The organism is Bradyrhizobium tropiciagri (assembly GCF_001189845.1).
GTDB lineage: Bacteria > Pseudomonadota > Alphaproteobacteria > Rhizobiales > Xanthobacteraceae > Bradyrhizobium > Bradyrhizobium tropiciagri.
This window is the reverse complement of sequence record NZ_LFLZ01000008.1, coordinates 37,689-58,635: the sequence shown is the minus strand read 5'-3', so window position 1 is coordinate 58,635 and position 20,947 is coordinate 37,689. Positions and strand designations below refer to the sequence as shown.

The 20,947-nt window shown below is 64.1% G+C and carries 31 protein-coding genes and 1 pseudogene; 2 read left to right on the top strand and 30 right to left on the bottom strand.

The features are described 5' to 3' along the window. The first annotated feature begins 58 nt into the window (after positions 1-58). Positions 59-1,186 (top strand): Rv3169 family protein, encoded by a 1,128-nt coding sequence (locus tag AKN84_RS09190; RefSeq protein ID WP_050420409.1) that lies wholly within the window; start codon positions 59-61, stop codon positions 1,184-1,186. Here the strand turns inward: AKN84_RS09190 and AKN84_RS09185 are convergent. Both AKN84_RS09185 and AKN84_RS09180 read right to left on the bottom strand, forming a co-directional pair. Next, the gene (locus AKN84_RS09185; RefSeq protein ID WP_050420408.1) at positions 1,183-1,479 is read right to left on the bottom strand and encodes a DUF1330 domain-containing protein; all 297 of its coding nucleotides are present in this window, start codon (positions 1,477-1,479) and stop codon (positions 1,183-1,185) included. The genes AKN84_RS09190 and AKN84_RS09185 overlap by 4 nt on opposite strands. 9 nt (positions 1,480-1,488) lie before the next feature. Next, entirely contained in the window at positions 1,489-2,283 is a 795-nt protein-coding gene (locus AKN84_RS09180; protein WP_050420407.1) for an SDR family NAD(P)-dependent oxidoreductase, read from the bottom strand. 397 nt (positions 2,284-2,680) lie between these two features. Here AKN84_RS09180 and AKN84_RS09175 point away from each other — a divergent pair, with 397 nt between their 5' ends. Beyond that, the gene (locus AKN84_RS09175) at positions 2,681-4,675 is read left to right on the top strand and encodes a methyl-accepting chemotaxis protein (RefSeq protein ID WP_162240855.1); all 1,995 of its coding nucleotides are present in this window, start codon (positions 2,681-2,683) and stop codon (positions 4,673-4,675) included. 218 nt (positions 4,676-4,893) lie between these two features. Here AKN84_RS09175 and rplQ read toward each other — a convergent pair whose 3' ends face one another. The 28 genes and pseudogenes from rplQ to tuf all read right to left on the bottom strand — a co-directional run bounded on the left by rplQ (position 4,894) and on the right by tuf (position 20,944). Next, positions 4,894-5,310 carry a 50S ribosomal protein L17 gene (gene rplQ, locus AKN84_RS09170; protein ID WP_050420405.1) on the bottom strand — a complete coding sequence of 139 codons (417 nt, stop codon included), beginning with the start codon at positions 5,308-5,310 and terminating at the stop codon, positions 4,894-4,896. A gap of 162 nt (positions 5,311-5,472) precedes the next feature. After that, entirely contained in the window at positions 5,473-6,492 is a 1,020-nt protein-coding gene (locus AKN84_RS09165) for a DNA-directed RNA polymerase subunit alpha (RefSeq protein WP_018272129.1), read from the bottom strand. A gap of 129 nt (positions 6,493-6,621) precedes the next feature. Beyond that, positions 6,622-7,011, bottom strand: coding sequence for a 30S ribosomal protein S11 (rpsK, locus tag AKN84_RS09160; protein WP_006021048.1), 390 nt, complete (start codon positions 7,009-7,011; stop codon positions 6,622-6,624). A 114-nt stretch (positions 7,012-7,125) separates the two neighbouring features. Continuing rightward, the gene (gene rpsM / locus AKN84_RS09155; protein WP_050420404.1) at positions 7,126-7,494 is read right to left on the bottom strand and encodes a 30S ribosomal protein S13; all 369 of its coding nucleotides are present in this window, start codon (positions 7,492-7,494) and stop codon (positions 7,126-7,128) included. 190 nt (positions 7,495-7,684) lie between these two features. Beyond that, positions 7,685-8,575 carry an adenylate kinase gene (locus AKN84_RS09150; protein ID WP_050420403.1) on the bottom strand — a complete coding sequence of 297 codons (891 nt, stop codon included), beginning with the start codon at positions 8,573-8,575 and terminating at the stop codon, positions 7,685-7,687. Positions 8,576-8,646: 71 nt separating this feature from the next. After that, positions 8,647-9,981, bottom strand: coding sequence for a preprotein translocase subunit SecY (gene secY, locus AKN84_RS09145; protein WP_024578584.1), 1,335 nt, complete (start codon positions 9,979-9,981; stop codon positions 8,647-8,649). Between the two features lie 157 nt (positions 9,982-10,138). Continuing rightward, complete coding sequence (gene rplO, locus AKN84_RS09140) at positions 10,139-10,624, bottom strand: 50S ribosomal protein L15 (protein ID WP_050420402.1); 486 nt, start codon at positions 10,622-10,624, stop codon at positions 10,139-10,141. A 21-nt stretch (positions 10,625-10,645) separates the two neighbouring features. Then, positions 10,646-10,837 carry a 50S ribosomal protein L30 gene (gene rpmD / locus AKN84_RS09135; RefSeq protein ID WP_024578582.1) on the bottom strand — a complete coding sequence of 64 codons (192 nt, stop codon included), beginning with the start codon at positions 10,835-10,837 and terminating at the stop codon, positions 10,646-10,648. Positions 10,838-10,871: 34 nt separating this feature from the next. After that, the gene (gene rpsE, locus AKN84_RS09130) at positions 10,872-11,447 is read right to left on the bottom strand and encodes a 30S ribosomal protein S5 (RefSeq protein WP_050420401.1); all 576 of its coding nucleotides are present in this window, start codon (positions 11,445-11,447) and stop codon (positions 10,872-10,874) included. 58 nt (positions 11,448-11,505) lie between these two features. Then, positions 11,506-11,865, bottom strand: a complete 360-nt coding sequence (gene rplR, locus AKN84_RS09125; RefSeq protein WP_029081760.1) for a 50S ribosomal protein L18 — start codon at positions 11,863-11,865, stop codon at positions 11,506-11,508. 11 nt (positions 11,866-11,876) lie between these two features. Next, positions 11,877-12,410, bottom strand: coding sequence for a 50S ribosomal protein L6 (rplF, locus tag AKN84_RS09120; RefSeq protein WP_050420400.1), 534 nt, complete (start codon positions 12,408-12,410; stop codon positions 11,877-11,879). Between the two features lie 14 nt (positions 12,411-12,424). Then, positions 12,425-12,823, bottom strand: coding sequence for a 30S ribosomal protein S8 (gene rpsH / locus AKN84_RS09115; RefSeq protein WP_050420399.1), 399 nt, complete (start codon positions 12,821-12,823; stop codon positions 12,425-12,427). Positions 12,824-12,838: 15 nt separating this feature from the next. Further along, positions 12,839-13,144, bottom strand: coding sequence for a 30S ribosomal protein S14 (gene rpsN / locus AKN84_RS09110; protein ID WP_016843757.1), 306 nt, complete (start codon positions 13,142-13,144; stop codon positions 12,839-12,841). Between the two features lie 46 nt (positions 13,145-13,190). Next, on the bottom strand, positions 13,191-13,748 hold the full coding sequence (rplE, locus tag AKN84_RS09105) for a 50S ribosomal protein L5 (RefSeq protein WP_050420398.1): 558 nt from the start codon (positions 13,746-13,748) through the stop codon (positions 13,191-13,193). Continuing rightward, positions 13,741-14,055 (bottom strand): 50S ribosomal protein L24, encoded by a 315-nt coding sequence (gene rplX, locus AKN84_RS09100; protein ID WP_016843755.1) that lies wholly within the window; start codon positions 14,053-14,055, stop codon positions 13,741-13,743. The genes rplE and rplX overlap by 8 nt, the downstream gene beginning before the upstream one ends. Next, positions 14,055-14,423 carry a 50S ribosomal protein L14 gene (gene rplN / locus AKN84_RS09095; RefSeq protein WP_011473865.1) on the bottom strand — a complete coding sequence of 123 codons (369 nt, stop codon included), beginning with the start codon at positions 14,421-14,423 and terminating at the stop codon, positions 14,055-14,057. Before rplN ends, rplX begins: the two co-directional genes overlap by 1 nt. A gap of 75 nt (positions 14,424-14,498) precedes the next feature. Continuing rightward, positions 14,499-14,747 (bottom strand): 30S ribosomal protein S17, encoded by a 249-nt coding sequence (gene rpsQ, locus AKN84_RS09090; protein ID WP_016843754.1) that lies wholly within the window; start codon positions 14,745-14,747, stop codon positions 14,499-14,501. A gap of 10 nt (positions 14,748-14,757) precedes the next feature. Continuing rightward, a complete protein-coding gene (gene rpmC / locus AKN84_RS09085; protein WP_021081654.1) occupies positions 14,758-14,964 on the bottom strand; it encodes a 50S ribosomal protein L29 in 207 nt (68 codons plus the stop codon). Between the two features lie 5 nt (positions 14,965-14,969). Continuing rightward, positions 14,970-15,383: a 50S ribosomal protein L16 gene (gene rplP, locus AKN84_RS09080; RefSeq protein ID WP_016843752.1), complete on the bottom strand. Its 414-nt coding sequence runs from the start codon at positions 15,381-15,383 to the stop codon at positions 14,970-14,972. 30 nt (positions 15,384-15,413) lie between these two features. Beyond that, complete coding sequence (gene rpsC, locus AKN84_RS09075) at positions 15,414-16,115, bottom strand: 30S ribosomal protein S3 (protein ID WP_018272135.1); 702 nt, start codon at positions 16,113-16,115, stop codon at positions 15,414-15,416. Between the two features lie 20 nt (positions 16,116-16,135). Next, a complete protein-coding gene (gene rplV / locus AKN84_RS09070) occupies positions 16,136-16,522 on the bottom strand; it encodes a 50S ribosomal protein L22 (RefSeq protein ID WP_050420397.1) in 387 nt (128 codons plus the stop codon). 10 nt (positions 16,523-16,532) lie between these two features. After that, a complete protein-coding gene (rpsS, locus tag AKN84_RS09065; RefSeq protein WP_018272137.1) occupies positions 16,533-16,811 on the bottom strand; it encodes a 30S ribosomal protein S19 in 279 nt (92 codons plus the stop codon). Positions 16,812-16,823: 12 nt separating this feature from the next. Further along, positions 16,824-17,656 (bottom strand): annotated as a pseudogene (gene rplB / locus AKN84_RS09060) (50S ribosomal protein L2). A gap of 12 nt (positions 17,657-17,668) precedes the next feature. After that, positions 17,669-17,968 (bottom strand): 50S ribosomal protein L23, encoded by a 300-nt coding sequence (locus AKN84_RS09055; RefSeq protein WP_016843746.1) that lies wholly within the window; start codon positions 17,966-17,968, stop codon positions 17,669-17,671. Continuing rightward, on the bottom strand, positions 17,965-18,585 hold the full coding sequence (rplD, locus tag AKN84_RS09050; RefSeq protein WP_050420396.1) for a 50S ribosomal protein L4: 621 nt from the start codon (positions 18,583-18,585) through the stop codon (positions 17,965-17,967). The genes AKN84_RS09055 and rplD overlap by 4 nt, the downstream gene beginning before the upstream one ends. Before the next feature lies 1 nt (position 18,586). Further along, positions 18,587-19,306: a 50S ribosomal protein L3 gene (gene rplC, locus AKN84_RS09045; RefSeq protein WP_050420395.1), complete on the bottom strand. Its 720-nt coding sequence runs from the start codon at positions 19,304-19,306 to the stop codon at positions 18,587-18,589. Positions 19,307-19,360: 54 nt separating this feature from the next. Then, positions 19,361-19,669 carry a 30S ribosomal protein S10 gene (rpsJ, locus tag AKN84_RS09040; RefSeq protein ID WP_002712302.1) on the bottom strand — a complete coding sequence of 103 codons (309 nt, stop codon included), beginning with the start codon at positions 19,667-19,669 and terminating at the stop codon, positions 19,361-19,363. A gap of 84 nt (positions 19,670-19,753) precedes the next feature. After that, positions 19,754-20,944 (bottom strand): elongation factor Tu, encoded by a 1,191-nt coding sequence (tuf, locus tag AKN84_RS09035; RefSeq protein WP_021081658.1) that lies wholly within the window; start codon positions 20,942-20,944, stop codon positions 19,754-19,756. Between the last annotated feature and the right edge of the window lie 3 nt (positions 20,945-20,947).

Here is a 20,947-nt window from a genome sequence, read left to right as displayed (position 1 = left end):
TAGCCGAACCGATTCAATCCAAACTCATCTTGCTCCAAGAACAGCGAAAGGGATCGGCGTGCTCAACAAACTTGACGACTTCCCCATCCACCAGACGCCCGAGCCGATCGCGGTTCCCTCAACCAGCGACCGCAATGTCTATGACCGCACCTGGTTCAACGGCTATACCGCCGACGGCGCGTATTATTTCGGCATCGGGATTGCGATCTACCCGCATCGCAAGATCCTCGATTGCGCCTTCAGCGTGGTTGAGCGCGGCGGACGACAGCACTGCTTCTACGGCTCGCGGCGCGCGCCGATCGAGCGCACCGAGATGCAGGTCGGTCCGTTCCGGCTCGAGGTGCTCGAACCGATGTTGCGGACCCGCGTCGTGCTCGACGACAACGCGACCGGCCTTGCCTGCGACCTGACCTTTTCCGCGCGCACGGCGGCGATCCAGGAAGCCCGCCAGACGCTGTGGTCGGGCGACCGCCGCGCGATGGATTCGACCCGGTTCGACCAGTTCGGCCGCTGGAGCGGGGTCGTGCATCACCCCGACGGCGGGATCAAGGTCGACGATCGCACCTGCTATGGCACCAAGGATCGCTCCTGGGGCGTCCGCAATGTCGGTGAACGCGACGTCGGCGGTGCGCCGATGCCGCCGCCGAGCGTGTTCTTCTTGTGGGCGCCGCTGGTCTGGGACGATCACATCTCGCACGCCATCTTCTTCGACGGGACGCAAGGCGAGGCGCTGGTCCGCGAGGGCATCACGGCGCCGCTGTACCGGAGCGAGGCCGAGATCCCCGGCGTCGTCGACGGGCTCGACCGCCGCATGGCGACCGCGCGGCATCGCGTCAAATACGTTCCGAACACCCGGCTGGCGCAGTCGGCCGAGATCGACCTCGTCGATATCGACGGCCACACCACGACCATCGCACTCGATCCGATCCTCAAATTCCAGATGAAGGGTCTCGGCTACGGTCATCCGCAATGGGGCCAGGGCATGTGGAAAGGCGAGCTAGAGATCGGCGGCGAATCGTTCGATCCTGCGACGCTCGATCCGCTGGCCCGCGAGAACGTCCACGTGCAGCAAGTGGTGCGCGCCCGCCAAAGCGACCGGACCGGAATTGGCGTGCTGGAGCAGATATGCTTCGGCCCCTATCGCCCCGCAGGATTCAGCGAGTTTCTGGACGGCGCCAAAGGCTAGACCGGCGGCACGCCCTCCACAAAGATCAGCCGGCGCTCCAGCGCGGTTGCACGATGCTTGAGTGCCTCGGCGTACTCCGGCGACGCATACCATTCGCGCAGCCGCGCCATCGACGGGAATTCGACCACGATGATGTTCTTCGGCGGCGGCCCGCCTTCAACCACATCGGCAGCACCGCCGCGCACGAGATAACGTCCGCCAAATTGCGCGATGGCCTGGGCGGCGATCGTGCGATAGGCCTCGAAGCCTGCCGCATCCTTCACGTCGACCTCGGAAATCACATAGGCTGACATGGCTGCGTCTCACGCGATCGTGTTGACGATGCCGCCCTCGGCGCGCAGCGCGGCGCCATTGGTCGCCGACGCCTGCTTCGAGCAGGCATAGACCACGAGGTTGGCGATCTCCTCGGTGCTGGCAAAGCGCTGCAGCAGCGAGGTCGGGCGGTGCTGCTTGACGAAGTTGGCGGCCGCCTCCTCGACCGACTGGCCGTTCTGCTTGGCGAGATCCTTGACGAAGGTCTCGACGCCTTCTGACATCGTCGGTCCGGGCAGCACGGAATTGACGGTGACGGCGGTGCCGCGGGTCAGCTCCGCGAGCCCGCGCGCGATCGCAAGCTGCGCGGTCTTGGTCATGCCGTAGTGGATCATCTCGGTCGGGATGTTGAGGCCGGACTCCGAGGAGATGAAGACGATGCGGCCCCAGTTGCGCTTCAGCATGCCCTGCATGTAGCCGCGCGACAGCCGCACGCCCGACATCACGTTGACCTCGAAGAAGCGGCTCCAGTCCTCATCGGGAATCTCGAAGAAGCCCTTCGGCTCAAAGATCCCGGCATTGTTGACGAGGATGTCGACCTCGGGCAGCGCCGCAAGCAGCGCCTTGCAACCGGCCGCGGTCGAGACGTCGGCCGCGATGCCGCGCAGCTTCGCACCCGGCACCGCCTGCTCGATCGCGGCGACCGCGGCATCGACCTTGGCCTGACCGCGGCCATTGACCACGACCTCGGCGCCGGTTGCCGCCAACCCCCTGGCGATGGCGTTGCCGATACCCGCGGTCGAGCCGGTCACCAGCGCAGTCTTTCCGGAAAGGTCGATTTTCATGAGAGGTCTCCTGTCTGCCTGTCAGGCATATTGGATGCGCGCACGCGGATGCAACCGGGGGTCAGGCAGGCATGCGCAAATTCGCGTAAATGCGGAGCGGCATCTCAGCACCGCCGACTGCCGACCGCAAGCATGTCGCGCGGATGACGTGCGTGAGGCACGATACTCATTTTCGTCGCGAGTGACCACGCGCGAATCTTGGTTGATGCATCGTCACTGCGACCTTCATCCAATCTTCATATGAAACATCGCGTGCGCGCCGAACGCTTTCACACATTGTCAATTCGCCGCCGCTAAGCGTCGCCGCAAACAGCGCGAGCTGTTGTGTTGGCAACCGGACGCGACCTTCTCTTCAACAACGACGTCCGGAGCTCCGCGACTGACAGGAATGCATCAGATGTTCGTTGTGTCCAGGATCAAGCCGTTCGCCGCTGATGTCCTGAAGCGATTTCGTCCCAGCCTCAAGAGCCAGATCGCGATGCTCGGGATTGGCGGCGTCGCCATCATCAGCGTCACCTGCCTCGGCGGCCTCGACTACGCCGCCAATGTTCAGCGCGAGTCGGACGACAACATGCGGTTCAGGGCACAGCTGTCCGAGCTCTCGGATGGTTTCCTGGAGGCGCAGCAGATCGCGGCGCGCTTCCTGAAGTCGCGCGATGAGGGCCTGGCGAAGCAGCTCGCCGCGCGCGTTGCCGACGAGATCGCCCTGCTCGACAGGCTCGAAGCCTTCGCGATGGCCGCGCCGGAAGGAGATCCGATCCGGCAGGTTGCCTCGCTGCGCAGCGGTATCAATCTCTACGCGACGCGGTTCCAGAACATCGTCGGCGCCCAGCGCGTCCTCGGCATGAACCCGAATGACGGCTTGCAGGGCAAGCTGCGCAGCGCGGTCCAGCAATTCGAAGCCAAGGTCGGACAGATCGATCAGCCGCGCCTCACCGTCCTGCTGCTGACGATGCGCCGCCTTGAGAAGGATTTTGCGCTGAGCGGCGAAGAGCGCTTCGGCGACCAGCTCAACGCGCGCGAGGACGAGTTCGAGACCGCGCTGGCGGCGTCCGCCCTCCCCAATGAAGTGAAGACCGAAACGCTCGGTCTCGCCCGCGCCTACAAGCTTGCCTTCGCCGGCTTCCTGGTCTCGCGCCAGACGCTCGACGATCAGCTCGACGACCTCAGCCAGATCTTCGACCGCACCCGCCCGGTGCTGGTCAAGGTCGCGAACGCCGTCAATGTCCGCGCTGAGCTCGCGCAGCGCAAGGCCGACGCGTTCAGGCAGTCGTTCAGCTGGCTGATCGGGATCGTTGCGTTCGTTCTGACGCTGTTTGCGATCCTGTTCGGCCGGCGGGTCGCGGGCCTGATCAGCCGGATGAGCGCGGCGATGCGGCAACTCGCCGAAGGACAGTTCGACGTCGTGCTGCCCGGCCTCGATCGCAGCGACGAGATCGGCGGAATGGCGCGGGCGGTCGAGAGCTTCAAGACCAGGGCACAGGACAAGGCGCGCGCTGAGCTCGATGCCCGGCTCGAGGAAGACCGCCGCGCCGCGGGTCGGCACAGGGCTGAACTGGCGCGGCTCGCGGCGGCGTTCGAGGCCAGCGCCGGCAACGTCATCGCGACGGTGTCGGCGGCCTCCGAGGAGCTTGCGGCGTCGGCGCGCGATCTGAGCGACACCGCCCATCACACCCAGGACCTGTCCGCCAATGTCGCGGCCGCCTCCGAGGAGGCCTCCGACAATGTCAGGCGGGTTGCGGCGGCGACCGAACAGATGATCGCATCGGCTTCCGAGATCGGCCGCCAGGTCAGCGAGTCGGCCAGCTTCGCCAGCGACGCGGTCGCGCAGGCGCAGCAGACCGACACACGGATGGCCCAGCTGGCATCCGCCGCAGACCGCATCGGCAACGTGGTGCAGCTGATCGCCGCGATCGCGCGGCAGACCAATTTGCTCGCGCTCAACGCGACGATCGAGGCCGCGCGGGCCGGGAACGCAGGCTCGGGCTTCGCCGTGGTCGCGCAGGAGGTCAAGACGCTCGCCAGGCAGACCGCCGAGGCCACCGAGGACATCCGCGCGCAGATCGCGGATATCCAGGCGGCAACGCGGGAGTCCGCCGGTGCGATCAGCGATATCGCCGGCATCATCCAGCGGATCGCGCAGATCGCCTCCGATGTGGCTGGCGCCATCGATGCACAAGGCAGCGCGACGCGGAGCATCGCGGAGAGCGTTCAGATCGCCTCGGAGCGAACCTCGCAGGTGGCCGTCAGCATCGGACAGGTCGCCAGCGGCGCCTCCAGGACCGGCACAGCTTCGTCCCAGGTGCTGAGCTCCTCGCGGCTGTTGTCGGACGGCAACGTCCGCTTGCGGCAGGAGCTCGACAATTTCATCGCGACGATTCGCGCCGGATGATTCTATTCCACCGTCATTGCGAGAAGCTCGCGACAAAATTGCAAAGCAATTTTGCGCTGAAGCGACGAAGCAATCCATGACTCCGCTTGCGGCGCATGGATTGCTTCGCTTCGCTCGCAATGACGTGGATGGAGCGGTGCGCACTGGATGCCGTTCCTGGCGCAAACAAAAACGGCGCCCGAAGGCGCCGTTTTTCAAAACCCTGGCTCAAGAGCGGCTTACGCCGCCTCGGCTTCGTTGCCCTGGGCGGGACCGGAGTCCTGGCCCTTGGCGTCGACGTCGCGGTCGACGAACTCGATCACGGCCATCGCCGCGTTGTCGCCGTAGCGGAAGCCGGCCTTGATGATGCGGGTGTAGCCGCCCTGGCGGTCCTTGTAGCGGGTCGCCAGCGTGTCGAACAGCTTCTTGACCTGATCCTGGTCGCGCAGCTCGGAGATCGCCTGGCGGCGCAGGGCGAGGCCGCCCTTCTTGCCGAGGGTGACGAGCTTCTCGACGATCGGCCGCAGCTCCTTGGCCTTCGGCAGCGTGGTGACGATCTGCTCGTGCTTGATCAGCGCGGCCGCCATGTTGGCGAACATCGCACGCCGGTGCTCGGCGGTGCGGTTGAGCTTCCGATGAACCTTGCCGTGACGCATTGACTTCTTCCTTCTTCAATTCTGTCGCGGTGGTTCAGCGACAAGTGCAGGTGGGCATCCTGCGTTCGCCCGCAAAAGCGCGACGTCGCGCTTTCGCTGTCTTGTTTGAGCATGATCCTGATCGGAAAACCGCTTCGCACTTTTCCGGGATCATGCTGTGGATCAGTAGTGATCCTCGAAGCGCTTGGCGAGCTCGTCGATGTTCTCCGGCGGCCAGCCCGGCACTTCCATGCCGAGATGCAGACCCATCTGGGCCAGCACTTCCTTGATCTCGTTCAGCGACTTGCGGCCGAAGTTCGGGGTGCGGAGCATTTCCGCTTCCGACTTCTGCACGAGGTCGCCGATGTAGACGATGTTGTCGTTCTTCAGGCAGTTTGCCGAACGCACCGACAGCTCGAGCTCGTCGACCTTCTTGAGGAACGCCGGGTTGAACGCGAGATCGGGGATGATCTCCTGCGTGACTTCCTTGCGCGGCTCTTCGAAGTTGACGAACACGTTGAGCTGATCCTGCAGGATGCGCGCGGCGTAGGCCACCGCGTCCTCCGGCGTGATCGCGCCGTTGGTCTCGATCGTCATGGTCAGCTTGTCGTAGTCGAGGATCTGGCCCTCACGGGTGTTCTCGACCTTGTAGGAGACCTTGCGGACCGGCGAGAACAGGCTGTCGACCGGGATCAGGCCGATCGGGGCGTCCTCGGGACGGTTGCGCTCGGCGGCGACATAGCCCTTGCCGGTCGTGACCGTGAACTCCATGCGGATCTCGGCGCCGTCGTCCAGCGTGCAGAGCTGCAGGTCGGGGTTGAGCACGGTGACGTCGCCGACGGTCTGGATGTCGCCGGCGGTGACGGCGCCCGGGCCCTGCTTCTTCACGACCATGCGCTTCGGGCCTTCGCCCTGCATCTTGATCGAGATGTCCTTGATGTTGAGGACGATGTCGGTGACGTCTTCACGGACACCGGCGATCGAGGAGAACTCGTGCAGCACGCCGTCGATGTGCACCGACTGCACCGCCGCGCCCTGCAGCGAGGACAGCAGGATGCGGCGCAGCGCGTTGCCGAGCGTCTGGCCGAAGCCGCGCTCAAGCGGCTCGGCGACCACGGTGGCGAACCGGCTCGCGTCCGAGCCCGGCGTCACCTGCAGCTTGTTCGGTCGAATGAGTTCTTGCCAATTTTTCTGGATCGTCACTGTTTCACCCTTTGCCGGTCATCGGGCCAATCGAATGGCCAAACCTGGCGTTGGAGATCGCGGATCAGTCCGCGCGGTCAATTCCAAAAACCATCGCAGGGCGGCGAGATGCCGCCCGCGACTTACAGATCAAACGCGCCGACGCTTGCGCGGACGGCAGCCATTGTGCGGGATCGTGGTCACGTCGCGGATCGAGGTGACGGTGAAGCCCGCAGCCTGCAGCGCACGAAGCGCCGACTCACGGCCCGAACCCGGGCCGGCCACTTCAACCTCCAGCGTGCGCATGCCGTGTTCCTGCGCCTTCTTGGAGACGTCTTCAGCCGCGACCTGCGCGGCATAGGGGGTCGACTTGCGCGAGCCCTTGAAACCCATCGTGCCGGCCGACGACCAGGCGATGGTGTTGCCCTGCGCGTCGGTGATGGTGATGGTCGTGTTGTTGAACGACGAATTCACGTGCGCGATGCCGGAGGCGATGTTCTTGCGTTCGCGGCGGCGTACGCGGGTGGCTTCCTTGCCCATTTCAAACCTTTCCTGTGATCTCAACGCCGCCGTAGTGCCAGCGGCTACACCTCAAAACGCAAATGGCGAGTAGCGAATTTCGATTCGCTACCCCCCACCTGCAATTCGCCAAACTTACTTCTTCTTGCCGGCGATCGCCTTGGCCGGCCCCTTGCGCGTGCGCGCATTGGTGTGGGTGCGCTGGCCGCGCACCGGCAGACCGCGGCGATGACGCAGGCCGCGATAGCAGCCGAGGTCCATCAGCCGCTTGATGTTGATCCCGACCTCGCGACGGAGGTCGCCCTCGACCAGATAGTCGCGGTCGATGACTTCGCGGATCTGGAGGACCTCCTGGTCGGTCAACTGGTTGACGCGACGATCCACCGGGATCTTCACCTTCTCGATGATGTCGGCAGCGTTCTTCTGGCCGATACCATGGATGTACTGAAGCGCGATCAGGACGCGCTTGTTGGTCGGAATGTTGACGCCGGCAATACGGGCCACGGACTTCTCTCCTGTCGCCGCTCCATCACGGATACGGGCTTCTCAAGTTCTTGCTACTTGCGGGCTTGTGTCCACAAACGCGAACACGACGCCCACCCCTCGTGTCCTTTGGGGCCCGGCATCGTCATAAAACTATCCAACTTGGATGCGGGGCTTATTAAAGGATTCATGTCGGTTTCGTCAACCGCTCCTAGCGTTTAGCTCGCTTTTTCGTGAGCTTTTTTGCGGCCTTTTTGGGCGCTTTTACCCCCTTCCGGGCATTCGCAGCGCTGGCGGCCTTCTTTCCAGCCTTCTTGGCGGCTTTCTTCGTCCCCCTGGCGTTGGAGACCGCCTTTGAGGCCCCCTTGGTGGCCTTCCGGGCCGGTTTGGCGGCTTTCTTGGCCGATTTGGCAGCCTTCCTGGTCGCTTTCTGTGCGGTCTTCTTGGCCGTCTTGGAGGCCTTCGACGCGCTCCTGGCGGCCCGCTTGGGCTCCTCGTGCTCCTTCGGTTCCAGCGCGCCGAGCGCGGTCAGGATCCGGTTGATCTCGCGGGTGACGTGCTCGATCGTCATCATGCCATCGACCGTCAGGAGCTTCCGCCGCTCCGAATAATAGTGAATCAGCGGTTCCGTCATGGAACGGTACTGCGCCAGGCGCTTGGTCAGCACTTCCGGCGTGTCATCGAGGCGCACTTCCTCGCCGCGCGCGCGGGTTTCCTCGGCGCGCTTCTCGACTCGGGCGAGCAGCGCGCTCTCGTTGACGCGCAGCTCAACGACGGCATCAAGCTTCAGGTGCTTCTTCTTGAGCAGTTCGTCGAGCGCTTCGGCCTGCGGCACGGTGCGCGGGAAACCGTCGAGAATGAAGCCCTTCTTGGCATCGGGCTCCTCGATTCGGTCGGCGATGATTCCCACCACGACCTCGTCGGGAACCAGGCCGCCATTGGCCATGATCTCCTTGGCCTGCAGACCGACCGGGGTGCCCGCGGCAACCGCGGCGCGCAGCATCTCGCCGGTCGAGAGCTGAACGATGCCATGCCGGTGCACCAGCCGCTGCGCCTGGGTTCCCTTGCCCGAGCCCGGCGGCCCCAAAAGGATCAATCTCATATCTGTTTCGCCCCCCGGCTAGGTGGGCGACGTCCGCACACCTGTGTTTTGAGTTTGGAGCCGCGCCGCGATCAGCGGCGGCGGCCTCCCCTGAGCTTGGACTTCCTGATCAGCCCTTCATACTGATGAGCGAGCAGATAGCCCTGCACCTGCGACACCGTGTCCATCGTCACGCTGACGACGATCAGAAGCGAGGTGCCACCAAAGTAGAACGGGACCGAGGCATAGGAAATCAGAATTTCCGGAATCAGGCAGACGATTGCCAGATAGATCGCGCCCAGCACCGTGATGCGCGACAGCACGTAGTCGATATATTCCGCGGTGCGCTCACCGGGCCGGATGCCCGGGATGAAGCCGCCATGCTTCTTCAGATTGTCCGCGGTCTCGGTCGGGTTGAACACGATCGCGGTGTAGAAGAAGGCGAAGAACACGATCAGCGCCAGATAGAGCAGCAGGAACAGCGGACGGCCGTGGCTGAGCTGGGTGGTGAGCCACTGGAACCACTCCGGTCCCTTGCCGGCGTTGAAGTTCGCAACCGTGGTCGGCAGCAGCAGCAGCGACGAGGCGAAGATCGGCGGGATCACGCCCGAGGTGTTGAGCTTGAGCGGCAGATGCGAGGACTGGCCCTCGAACATCTTGTTGCCGACCTGGCGCTTCGGATACTGGATCAGCAGCCGGCGCTGGGCGCGCTCCATGAACACGATGAAGGCGATCACGGCGACCGCCATCACGATGACGATCAGGATCAGGCCGGTCGACATCGCGCCCTGGCGGCCGAGTTCCAGCATGTTGGCGAGCGCCGATGGCAGTTCGGCGACGATGCCGGACAGGATGATCAGCGAGATACCGTTGCCGATGCCGCGCGAGGTGATCTGCTCGCCGAGCCACATCAGGAACATGGTGCCGCCGGTCAGCGTGATCGCGGTCGAGATCCGGAAGAACATGCCGGGGTCGCTGACGACGTTGCCGGCGCCTTCGAGGCCGATCGCGATGCCGTAGGACTGGAACAGCGCCAGGATCACCGTCAGGTAACGGGTGTACTGGTTCAGCGTCTTGCGGCCCGCCTCGCCTTCCTTCTTGAGCGCCTCGAGCTGCGGCGACACGGTGGTCAGCAGTTGGACGATGATCGATGCCGAGATGTACGGCATGATGTTCAGCGCGAAGATCGCCATGCGGTGGATGCCGCCGCCGGCGAACATGTTGAACATGCCGAGGATGCCGCCGGACTGGCTGCGGAACACCTGCTCCCAGATGTTGGGATCGATGCCGGGCAGCGGGATGTAGGTGCCCAGCCGATAAACAAGCAGCGCACCCAGGGTGAACCAGATGCGCTTCTTCAGCTCGTCGGCTTTCGCCAGCTGTCCGAAATTGAGGTTGGCGGCAAGTTGTTCGGCTGCTGAGACCATGTTCGGCTTTCTCCCGGAGCCCGCTTCGCCGACGCCCCAAGAACTCGTTCTATCGGGGCAATCGGCAGACACCGGACATTATCTGGTGCTCGGCCTCGATAAGTCCATCATTCGATCTGCGGATTGCCCGCGCCGCGCGCGGGCAATGACGCAGATGTTACGCCGCCTCGCCTTCTTCCTTGGCGGGGGCCAGGATCTTTACCGAGCCGCCGGCCTTTTCGACCGCGGCAATGGCCGACTTGGAGGCGCCATGCGCTTCGATGGTCAGCTTGGTCTTGATCTCGCCGCGGCCGAGCAGCCGCAGGCCGTCCTTGGCGCGGCGCAGCACGCCGGCCTTGACCAGCGTCTCGACGGTCACGGTCTCGCTGGCGTTGACCAGCTTGTTGTCGATCGCTTCCTGCAGACGGTCGAGATTGATCTCGGCGAAGTTGAGCCGGAAGATGTTGTTGAAGCCGCGCTTCGGCAGACGGCGATGCATCGGCATCTGGCCGCCTTCGAAACCCTTGATGCGGACGCCCGAACGCGCGGTCTGGCCCTTGCCGCCGCGGCCCGAGGTCTTGCCCTTGCCGGAACCGATGCCACGGCCGACACGCATGCGCTTCTTGCGCGAGCCGGCGTTGTCGGCGATATCGCTGAGCTTCATCGCCCTTCTCCTTATCTCTGCTTACTCGCCGACGACGCGGACGAGATGCTGAACCTTGCTGATCATGCCGCGAACTTCAGGAGTGTCCTGCAGCTCGGCAACCCGGCCGATCTTGTTGAGCTTGAGGCCGATCAGCGTCGAACGCTGCGAGTGATGGCGGCGGATTGCGCTGCCGGTCTGCTCGACCTTGATCGTCTTGCTGGCCTTGGCCATCGTCTTGAACTCCAGAAAGCGCTGGTCGCGCGGGTTATTCCGCCACCACTTCGGCGTCGCCGCCGACGCGGCGCGACTGCAGGGTGGAGACCTTGATGTTGCGGCGCGCAGCCACCGAGCGCGGCGAATCCTGATGCTTCAGCGCGTCGAAGGTGGCGCGAACCATGTTGTAGGGATTCGATGAGCCGATCGACTTCGCCACGACGTCCTGGACGCCGAGCGTCTCGAACACCGCACGCATCGGACCGCCGGCGATGATGCCGGTACCCGCCGGAGCGGCACGCAGGTAGACGCGGCCCGCACCGTGACGGCCGGCGATGTCGTGATGCAGCGTGCGGCCTTCGCGCAGCGCGACGCGCGTCAGGTTGCGCTTCGCCGACTCGGTCGCCTTGCGGATCGCCTCGGGCACTTCGCGCGCCTTGCCGTGGCCGAAACCGGCCCGGCCCTTCTGGTCGCCGATCACGACCAGCGCCGCAAAGCCGAAGCGCTTGCCGCCCTTGACGACCTTCGCCACGCGATTGATGTGGACCAGCTTGTCGACGAACTCGCTATCCCGTTCCTCGCGGTCCCTGCTCCGTTCGCGGCCGCCGCGTTCGCGTTCACCTGCCATGGTGTTTTCCAATCTCTAGGAGGCCCGAAGCCTCTTTCCTTGTAATCGTTCGATTCGTTTAGAAGCTCAATCCGCCTTCGCGCGCCGCATCCGCGAGCGCCTTGACGCGCCCGTGATAGATGTAGGCGCCGCGATCGAACACGACTTCCTTGACACCCTTCTGCGCCGCGCGTTCCGCGAGCAGCTTGCCGACGGCCTTCGCCGCATCGATGTCAGCGCCGGTCTTGCCGGCGTCGCGTAGGTTCTTCTCCAGCGACGAGGCGGAGGCGAGCGTCTCGCCCTTCTGGTCGTCGATGACCTGGGCGTAGATGTGCTTGGACGAGCGGAACACCGACAGCCGCGGACGGCCGCCTGCCGAGCGGCGAAGCGCAAGGCGCACGCGCTGCTTGCGCCGGGCATTCGTAACCTTGAGTGACATGACCGGCTCCGTTACTTCTTCTTGCCTTCCTTGCGGAAGATGAATTCGTTGGCGTACTTCACGCCCTTGCCCTTGTAGGGCTCCGGCGGACGGTAGGCGCGGATCTCGGCGGCGACCTGGCCGACGCGCTGCGGATCGTTGCCGGTGATCGTGATCTCGGTCGGCTTCGGCACCGCAATGGTGATGCCTTCCGGGATCGCGTAGACCACGTCGTGGCTGTAGCCGAGCGCGAGCTGCAGGTTCTTGCCCTGCATCGCGGCGCGGTAGCCGACGCCGGTGATCTCGAGCTTCTTCTCGAAGCCCTTGGTGACGCCCTCGACGAGGTTGGCGACCTGCGCGCGCGCGGTGCCGTACATCGCCTGCGCGCGGTTGGTCTTGACGCGCGGAGCGACCTTGACCTGGCCGTTCTCGAACTTCACCTCGACGTCGTCATGCACGACGAACTGAAGCGCGCCCTTGGGCCCCTTCATCTTCACCGTCTGGCCCTCGACGCTCGCCGTCACACCCGACGGGATCGTCACCGGCCGCTTGCCGATACGTGACATCGTAAAATCCTTCCTCAGAACACCGTGAAGAGAACTTCGCCGCCCACGTTGGCGTCGCGCGCCTCGTGGTCAGCCATGATTCCCTTCGGCGTCGACAACACCGAAATGCCGAGACCGTTGTTCACGCGCGGCAGGTTCTTCACCGAGGCGTAAACGCGGCGGCCCGGCTTCGACACCCGCTCGATCTCGCGGATGACGGGCTCGCCGTCGAAATACTTCAGCTCGATCTCGAGCTCGCTGCGGCCCGAGGCATGCTCGACGCTGGCGTAGCCGCGGATGTAGCCCTCGGTCTTCAGCACTTCGAGCACGTTGGCGCGCATCCTCGAGCCGGGGCTCGAGACCTTGGACTTCGAGCGCATCTGCGCGTTGCGGATGCGGGTGATGAGATCGCTGATCGGATCGTGCGTAGACATTGTTCCGACCCTCCCTTACCAGCTCGACTTCACCAGGCCGGGAACCAGGCCCTTGGAGCCGAGTTCACGCAGCGCGATGCGCGAGAGCTTGTTCTTGCGATAGTTCGAGCGCGGACGCCCGGTCAGCTCGCAACGGTTGCGGATGCGCGTCGGCGACGAGTTGCGCGGCATCTCGGCGAGCTTCAGCGTCGCCGCGAAGCGCTCTTCCATCGGCTTGGTCTTGTCGGCGATGATCGCCTTCAGCTTCTCGCGGCGCGGGCCGGCGTTCTTCGCCATCCGCTTGCGCCGGTTGTTCTTCTCGACTGAACTCTTCTTTGCCATGCTTGGCTCCTGGGTATCCGCGTTTGAGTGGCTTTGGCTCAGCTACTCACTGCCGGAACGGGAAATTGAAAGCGGTCAACAAGGCACGCGCCTCGTCGTCGGTCTTGGCGGTGGTGCAGACCGTGATGTCCATGCCACGCGCTTCCGAGACCTTGTCGAAGTCGATCTCGGGGAAAATGATGTGCTCCTTGATGCCGAGCGAATAGTTGCCGCGGCCGTCGAAGCTCTTCGGGTTCAGGCCGCGGAAGTCGCGGACGCGGGGCAGCGCCACGTTCACCAGGCGGTCGATGAACTCGTACATATGGGCCTTGCGCAGCGTAACCTTGCAGCCGATCGGCTGGTTCTCACGCAGCTTGAAGGTCGCGATCGCGATCCGAGAATAGGTCACGATCGCCTTCTGGCCGGCGATCTGGGTCAGCTCGGCAGCGGCGGTCTCGGCCTTCTTGCGGTCGTTGACGGAGTCGCCCACGCCCATGTTGAGCACGACCTTGTCGAGGCGCGGCACCTGCATCACGTTGGCATAACCGAACTTCTCGGTCATCATGCCGCGGATCTTCTTGTCGTACTCCGCGCGCAGACGCGGCGTGTAAGCTGTATCAGCCATCGATCTCTGCTCCCGAGCTCTTGGCAACACGAACCTTCTTGCCATCGGCTTGAATCTTGAACCCGATGCGGGTCGGCTTTCCGTCCTTGCCGACATACGCAATGTTGGAAAGGTCGATCGGCATCTCCTTGGAGATGATGCCGCCTTCCTGGGTCTGGGTCTGCTTCTGGTGACGCTTCACCATGTTGATGCCGCGAACGAGAGCCTTGTTCTCGTCCGGACGCACCTCGAACACCTCGCCGGTGCGACCCTTGTCGCGGCCGGTGAGCACCATCACCTTGTCGCCCTTGCGGATCTTGGCAGCCATCACAGCACCTCCGGCGCGAGCGAAATGATCTTCATGTGGTTCTTGGCGCGCAGCTCGCGCGGCACCGGCCCGAAGATACGAGTGCCGACCGGCTCGGACTGATTGTTGATCAGCACGGCGGCGTTGCGGTCGAAACGGATGACCGAACCGTCAGCGCGGCGGATGTCCTTGCGGACCCGGACCACGACGGCCTTCATCACGTCGCCCTTCTTCACCTTGCCACGCGGAATGGCTTCCTTGATCGACACAACGATAACGTCGCCCACGGTGGCATAGCGGCGCTTGGAACCTCCAAGAACCTTGATGCACATGACACGGCGTGCGCCAGAATTATCGGCCACGTCGAGGTTGGTCTGCATCTGAATCATTGATGCACCTCGTCCTCTTTCTGCGCTTTAGCGCGCTCAAAATTTCCCTGAATGACTTCGGCCAGGCCGAGGCAATCAGGCCGTTTTCTTGTGTTCGCCCCGGACCACGGTCCAGCGCTTCAGCTTCGAGATCGGCTTCGATTCCTCGATCCAGACCATGTCGCCCGGCTTGAACTGGTTGTTCTCGTCGTGCGCGTGGTAGTTCTTGGAACGGCGGATCGTCTTCTTGTAGATCGGGTGGGTGAAGCGGCGATCGACGCGCACCACGATGGTCTTGGCTTGCTTGTCGCTGACGACCACGCCCTGCAGAGTACGTTTCGGCATAGCTGGCCCCTTACTTCTTCTTCGCGCGCAGCTGCGCGGCGATGGTCTTGATACGAGCGATGTCGCGGCGGGCTTCCCGCATCCGCGAGGTGTTCTCCAGTTGCCCGGTGGCGCGCTGGAAACGCAGGTTGAAGCGTTCCTTCTTCAGGTTCAGGACCGCGTCTTCCCGCTGGTCGTCGCTCATCGCGCGAATGTCTTCAACTTTCATCTCGGCCATGGCGATTACTCCGCAATGCGCGCAACGAAGCGCGTCTTGATCGGCAGCTTGGCGGCGGCGAGCGACAGCGCTTCCTTCGCGGTCTGCACCGGCACGCCGTCGATCTCGAACATCACGCGGCCCGGCTTGATCCGGACCACCCACAATTCAGGCGCACCCTTGCCGGAGCCCATGCGGACTTCGGCGGGCTTCTTCGACACCGGCACGTCCGGGAACACGCGGATCCAGACGCGGCCGGCGCGCTTCATGTGACGGGTCAGCGCGCGGCGGGCGGCTTCGATCTGACGGGCGGTGACGCGCTCAGGCTCCATCGCCTTCAGGCCGAACTGGCCGAACGCCAACGTCGCGCCAGAGGTCGCAACGCCGTGGATACGGCCCTTATGCGCCTTCCGGAACTTCGTTTTCTTAGGTTGCATCATGGCTTTAAGCCCTCAAATTCCTGCTTTGCCTCAAGCGGCGTCGCGGCGCGAACGCGGCGTGTTGTCGCCCTCGGCCATCTTCTTGTCCTGGGCCATCGGATCGTGCTCGAGGATCTCGCCCTTGAAGATCCAGACCTTGACGCCGCAGGTGCCGAAGGTCGTGAACGCGGTGGCGACGCCGTAATCGACGTCGGCGCGCAGCGTGTGCAGCGGCACGCGACCTTCGCGATACCACTCCATGCGCGCGATTTCGGCGCCGCCGAGACGGCCCGAGCAGTTGATGCGGATGCCCTCGGCGCCGAGACGCATCGCCGACTGCACGGCGCGCTTCATGGCGCGGCGGAACGCGACGCGGCGCTCGAGCTGCTGGGCGATCGATTCGGCGACCAGGGTCGCGTCGAGCTCCGGCTTGCGGATTTCGACGATGTTGATCACGACGTCCGACGAGGTGATGTCGGCGACCTTCTTGCGCAGCTTGTCGATGTCGGCGCCCTTCTTGCCGATCACGACGCCCGGACGGGCCGAATGGATCGTCACGCGGCACTTCTTGTGCGGACGCTCGATCACGATGCGGGCGACGGCCGCCTGCTTGAGCTCCTTGTGCAGGATCTCGCGGATCTTGACGTCTTCGTGCAGGAGCTTGCCGTATTCCTGCTTGCCGGCGAACCAACGGGAGTCCCAGGTCCGGTTGATGCCGAGACGCAGCCCGATTGGATTGATCTTTTGACCCATCGTCTTCTCCTGCGCCCTTCTTAGGCGCTTGCCTCGGCCTCGACCTGACGAACCACGATGGTCAGGTGCGAGAACGGTTTGAACACACGGCCCGAACGGCCACGGCCGCGCGGAGCAAAACGCTTCATCACGATGCCGTTGCCGACATGCGCCTCGGCGACGATCAGATCGTCGACCTCGAGGTCATGGTTGTTCTCGGCGTTGGCGATCGCCGATTCCAGGCACTTCTTGACGTCGACCGCGATCCGCTTGCGCGAGAACTGCAGGTCGGCGAGCGCAGCGGACGCCTTGCGGCCGCGGATCAGCTGCGCCACCAGGTTCAGCTTCTGCGGGCTGACGCGCAGCATGCGGGCGACGGCCTTGGCCTCATTGTCCGCGAGGCTACGTTCGCGCTTTGGTTTGCTCATCGTCTATTCCTCAAGCCTTCTTGGCTTTCTTGTCGCCCGAGTGGCCGTGGAAGGTCCGGGTCGGCGAGAACTCGCCGAACTTGTGACCCACCATTTCCTCGTTGATCGCCACCGGCACGTGCTTCTGGCCGTTGTAGACACCGAAGGTCAGGCCGACGAACTGCGGCAGGATGGTGGAGCGGCGGCTCCAGATCTTGATGACGTCGTGACGGCCAGACGCGCGGGCGGCATCTGCCTTCTTGAGCAGAGAACCCTCGACGAACGGGCCTTTCCAGACTGAACGAACCATGTCCGGCGTTCCTTACTTCTTCCGCTTGTGGCGGCTGAGGAGAATGAATTTGTTGGTCGACTTGTTGGTGCGGGTCTTCTTGCCCTTGGTCGGCTTGCCCCACGGAGTAACCGGGTGACGACCGCCCGAGGTACGACCTTCACCACCGCCGTGCGGATGGTCGATCGGGTTCATGACGACGCCGCGGTTGTGCGGACGCCAGCCGAGCCAGCGGGTACGACCGGCCTTGCCGATCGAGATGTTCATATGGTCCGGGTTCGAGACCGCGCCGATCGTGCCGCGGCAACGGCCGTGCACGAGACGCTGCTCGCCCGAGTTCAGGCGGACGATCACGTAGTCCTGGTCGCGGCCGACGATCTGGGCGTAGGTGCCGGCGGAGCGCGCCAGCTGGCCACCCTTGCCGATCTTCAGCTCGATGTTGTGCACGATCGTGCCGACCGGCATGTTGCCGAGCGGCATGACGTTGCCCGGCTTCACGTCGACATAGTTGCCGGCGACGACGGTGTCGCCCGCGGCCAGACGCTGCGGCGCCAGGATGTAGGCGAGCTCGCGTCCTGGTACTTGATCAGCGCGATGAACGCGGTGCGGTTCGGATCGTACTCCAGCCGCTCGACGACCGCCGGCATGTCCACCTTGTCGCGGCGGAAGTCGACGGTGCGGTAGGCCTTCTTGTGGCCGCCGCCGCGGAAACGCACGGTGATGCGGCCGGTGTTGTTACGACCGCCATTGCCGAGCTTGCCCTCGGTCAGGGTCTTCACCGGCTTGCCCTTGTAGAGCGCCGAACGATCGACCATGACCAGCTGGCGCTGGCCCGGCGTCGTGGGATTGTAGGTTTTCAATGCCATCGTCGTTGCGCCTTATAGTCCGGTAGTCACGTCGATGCGGTGGCCCTCTTCCAGGGTCACGATCGCGCGCTTGGTGTCCGACTGCGAGCCGAGATTGCCGCGGAACACCTTGGTCTTGCCCTTGCGAACGAGCGTGTTGACGCTCTTCACCTTGACGTCGAACAGCTTCTCGACCGCTTCCTTGATCTGCGGCTTGGTCGCCTTGCCGGCGACCTTGAACAGCACCTTGTTGTGCTCGGAGGCGAGCGTCGCCTTTTCCGTCACGACCGGCGAGATGATGACGTCGTAGTGGCGCGGATCGATGTTCTTCATTTGAAGCGCGCCTCCAGCGCATCAACCGCAGCCTTGGTCAGAACCAGCTTCTGGCGGCGGAGAATGTCGTAGACGTTGATGCCCTGGATCGGCAGCACGTCGATGTTCGGGATGTTGCGGGCCGCGGTCGCGAAACCAGCGTTCAGCTCGGCGCCGTCGATGATCAGCGCGTTGGTGAGCCCGAGGCCGGAGAAGTGACCGAGCAGCGCCTTGGTCTTGGCGGCCTCGAGCTGCGCATTGTCGATCACGATCAGCCCGCCGTCCTTGGCCTTGGCCGACAGCGCATGCTTCAGCGCGAGCGCACGCACCTTCTTCGGCAGGTCGGTCGCATGGGAGCGAACCACCGGACCGAACGCACGGCCACCGCCGCGGAACTGCGGCACGCGGGCCGAGCCGTGACGGGCGCCGCCGGTGCCCTTCTGCTTGTACATCTTCTTGCCGGTGCGCCAGACGTCGGCGCGGCCCTGGGCCTTGTGGGTGCCGGCCTGACGCTTGTTCAGCTGCCACTGCACGCAGCGCTGAATGATGTCGGCGCGGGGCTCGAGACCGAAGATCGCATCCGAGAGCTCGACGGATCCGGCGTCCTTGCCTTCAAGGGTCGTGACTTTCAGTTCCATCTCACGCGCCCTCCTTCTCGACCGCAACCTCGGCAGCTTCGCCGCCGGCAACCTTGAACTTGCCGGGCTTCGGGGCTTCCTTCGGCAGCGGCTTCTTGACCGCGTCGCGCACCGAGATCCAGCCGCCCTTGGAGCCGGGAACGGCGCCTTCGACGAGGATCAGGCCGCGCTCGACGTCGGTCTGCACCACGCGCAGATTGAGCGTGGTGATGCGGTCGACGCCCATGTGGCCGGGCATCTTCTTGTTCTTGAAGGTCTTACCGGGATCCTGACGGCCACCGGTCGAACCGATCGAGCGATGCGAAACCGACACACCGTGGGTGGCACGCAGACCGCCGAAATTCCAGCGCTTCATGCCGCCGGCGAAGCCCTTACCGATCGAGGTGCCGGTCACGTCGACGAACTGGCCGACCACGAAATGGTCCGCCTGGATTTCCGCGCCGACCGGGATCAGCGCATCCTCGGACACGCGGAACTCGGCGACCTTGCGCTTCGGCTCGACCTTGGCAACTGCGAACTGGCCGCGTTCGGCCTTGGGCATGTACACGGTCTTGCGGGCGCCCGAGCCGAGCTGCAGAGCGACATAGCCGTTCTTCTCGGTCGTGCGGTGGCCCAGCACCTGGCAGTTGCCCAACTTCAGCACGGTCACAGGGATATGCTCGCCGGTCTCCGTAAAGACCCGCGTCATCCCGACCTTTTGTGCGATCACTCCGGAGCGCATCGGCGTGCTTCCTGTCTTTCTGTCCGCAAGCGGCGGACGTAAAAATCCAAAACCTTAGAGCTTGATCTCGACGTCGACACCGGCGGCCAGGTCGAGCTTCATCAGCGCATCGACGGTCTGCGGGGTCGGATCGACAATGTCGAGGAGGCGCTTGTGAGTGCGCATCTCGAATTGCTCGCGGCTCTTCTTGTCAACGTGCGGCGAACGGTTGACGGTGAACTTCTCGATGCGGGTCGGCAGCGGAATCGGTCCGCGAACCTGCGCACCGGTGCGCTTCGCCGTGTTCACGATCTCGCGGGTCGACGTATCGAGGATTCGATGGTCGAACGCCTTGAGACGGATGCGAATATTTTGGCCGTTCATTGCCGTATTCTTTCTTTAGTGAGTGGCGAGTAGCGAATAGCGAATGGTGACCCACCCGCTACTCGCCATTCCCTATTCGCGTACTTACTCGATGATGGCGGCGACGACGCCGGCGCCGACGGTGCGGCCGCCTTCGCGGATCGCGAAGCGCAGCTTCTCTTCCATCGCGATCGGCACGATCAGGTGCACTTCCATCGCGATGTTGTCGCCCGGCATCACCATCTCGGTGCCTTCCGGCAGATGCACGACACCGGTCACGTCGGTGGTGCGGAAGTAGAACTGCGGACGGTAGTTGGTGAAGAACGGGGTGTGACGACCGCCCTCTTCCTTGGTGAGGATGTAAGCCTCAGCCTTGAACTTGGTGTGCGGCTTGACCGAACCGGGCTTGCACAGCACCTGGCCACGCTCGACTTCCTCGCGCTTGGTGCCGCGGAGCAGCGCACCGATGTTGTCGCCGGCCTGGCCCTGATCGAGCAGCTTGCGGAACATTTCGACGCCGGTGACGATGGTCTTCTGGGTGTCGCGGATACCGACGATTTCGATTTCCTCGCCGACCTTGATCACGCCGCGCTCGACACGGCCGGTGACGACGGTGCCGCGGCCCGAGATCGAGAACACGTCTTCAACCGGCATCAGGAACGGCTGGTCGATCGGACGCTCCGGCTGCGGGATGTACTCGTCGACGTTGCGCATCAGCTCGAGGATGGCGTCGTGGCCGAGCTTCTTGTCCTTGTCTTCGAGGGCGGCGAGCGCCGAGCCCTTGATGATCGGAATGTCATCGCCCGGGAACTCGTACTTCGAGAGCAGTTCGCGAACTTCCATCTCGACGAGCTCGAGCAGCTCCGGATCGTCGACCATGTCGCACTTGTTGAGGAACACGACGAGCGCGGGCACGCCGACCTGGCGGGCGAGCAGAATGTGCTCGCGGGTCTGCGGCATCGGGCCGTCAGCGGCCGACACGACCAGGATCGCGCCGTCCATCTGGGCGGCACCGGTGATCATGTTCTTGACGTAGTCGGCGTGGCCGGGGCAGTCGACGTGAGCGTAGTGGCGGTTCTGCGTCTCGTACTCGACGTGCGCGGTCGAGATCGTGATGCCGCGCGCCTTCTCTTCCGGCGCCTTGTCGATCTGGTCGTAGGCGGTGAACGTCGCGCCGCCGGTTTCTGCAAGCACCTTGGTGATCGCTGCGGTCAGCGAGGTCTTGCCATGGTCGACGTGACCGATGGTGCCGATGTTGCAGTGGGGCTTGTTACGCTCGAATTTTGCTTTGGCCATTTG

Coding starts and splice junctions, on each gene's coding strand:
- rpsN (WP_016843757.1), bottom strand. CDS start 13,144: ATGGCAAAGAAGAGTTCAGTCGAGAAGAACAACCGGCGCAAGCGGATG.
- rplO (WP_050420402.1), bottom strand. CDS start 10,624: ATGAAGCTCAGCGATATCGCCGACAACGCCGGCTCGCGCAAGAAGCGC.
- AKN84_RS09150 (WP_050420403.1), bottom strand. CDS start 8,575: ATGAGATTGATCCTTTTGGGGCCGCCGGGCTCGGGCAAGGGAACCCAG.
- secY (WP_024578584.1), bottom strand. CDS start 9,981: ATGGTCTCAGCAGCCGAACAACTTGCCGCCAACCTCAATTTCGGACAG.
- rpsE (WP_050420401.1), bottom strand. CDS start 11,447: ATGGCAGGTGAACGCGAACGCGGCGGCCGCGAACGGAGCAGGGACCGC.
- rplE (WP_050420398.1), bottom strand. CDS start 13,748: ATGGCTGATACAGCTTACACGCCGCGTCTGCGCGCGGAGTACGACAAG.
- rpsJ (WP_002712302.1), bottom strand. CDS start 19,669: ATGAACGGCCAAAATATTCGCATCCGTCTCAAGGCGTTCGACCATCGA.
- rplP (WP_016843752.1), bottom strand. CDS start 15,383: ATGATGCAACCTAAGAAAACGAAGTTCCGGAAGGCGCATAAGGGCCGT.
- tuf (WP_021081658.1), bottom strand. CDS start 20,944: ATGGCCAAAGCAAAATTCGAGCGTAACAAGCCCCACTGCAACATCGGC.
- rplD (WP_050420396.1), bottom strand. CDS start 18,585: ATGGAACTGAAAGTCACGACCCTTGAAGGCAAGGACGCCGGATCCGTC.
- rpsQ (WP_016843754.1), bottom strand. CDS start 14,747: ATGCCGAAACGTACTCTGCAGGGCGTGGTCGTCAGCGACAAGCAAGCC.
- rpmD (WP_024578582.1), bottom strand. CDS start 10,837: ATGGCCAAGGCCAGCAAGACGATCAAGGTCGAGCAGACCGGCAGCGCA.
- rpsK (WP_006021048.1), bottom strand. CDS start 7,011: ATGGGCAAGGAAGCCACCCGCGTACGCCGCCGCGAACGCAAGAACATC.
- AKN84_RS09175 (WP_162240855.1), top strand. CDS start 2,681: ATGTTCGTTGTGTCCAGGATCAAGCCGTTCGCCGCTGATGTCCTGAAG.
- rplF (WP_050420400.1), bottom strand. CDS start 12,410: ATGTCACGTATCGGCAAGCGGCCGGTGACGATCCCGTCGGGTGTGACG.
- rpmC (WP_021081654.1), bottom strand. CDS start 14,964: ATGGCCGAGATGAAAGTTGAAGACATTCGCGCGATGAGCGACGACCAG.
- AKN84_RS09055 (WP_016843746.1), bottom strand. CDS start 17,968: ATGAAGAACATCGATCCGCGCCACTACGACGTCATCATCTCGCCGGTC.
- rplV (WP_050420397.1), bottom strand. CDS start 16,522: ATGAGCAAACCAAAGCGCGAACGTAGCCTCGCGGACAATGAGGCCAAG.
- rplX (WP_016843755.1), bottom strand. CDS start 14,055: ATGGCTGCCAAGATCCGCAAGGGCGACAAGGTGATGGTGCTCACCGGC.
- rpsS (WP_018272137.1), bottom strand. CDS start 16,811: ATGGTTCGTTCAGTCTGGAAAGGCCCGTTCGTCGAGGGTTCTCTGCTC.
- rplN (WP_011473865.1), bottom strand. CDS start 14,423: ATGATTCAGATGCAGACCAACCTCGACGTGGCCGATAATTCTGGCGCA.
- rpsH (WP_050420399.1), bottom strand. CDS start 12,823: ATGTCTACGCACGATCCGATCAGCGATCTCATCACCCGCATCCGCAAC.
- rpsC (WP_018272135.1), bottom strand. CDS start 16,115: ATGGGTCAAAAGATCAATCCAATCGGGCTGCGTCTCGGCATCAACCGG.
- rplR (WP_029081760.1), bottom strand. CDS start 11,865: ATGTCACTCAAGGTTACGAATGCCCGGCGCAAGCAGCGCGTGCGCCTT.
- rplC (WP_050420395.1), bottom strand. CDS start 19,306: ATGCGCTCCGGAGTGATCGCACAAAAGGTCGGGATGACGCGGGTCTTT.
- AKN84_RS09180 (WP_050420407.1), bottom strand. CDS start 2,283: ATGAAAATCGACCTTTCCGGAAAGACTGCGCTGGTGACCGGCTCGACC.
- AKN84_RS09185 (WP_050420408.1), bottom strand. CDS start 1,479: ATGTCAGCCTATGTGATTTCCGAGGTCGACGTGAAGGATGCGGCAGGC.
- rplQ (WP_050420405.1), bottom strand. CDS start 5,310: ATGCGTCACGGCAAGGTTCATCGGAAGCTCAACCGCACCGCCGAGCAC.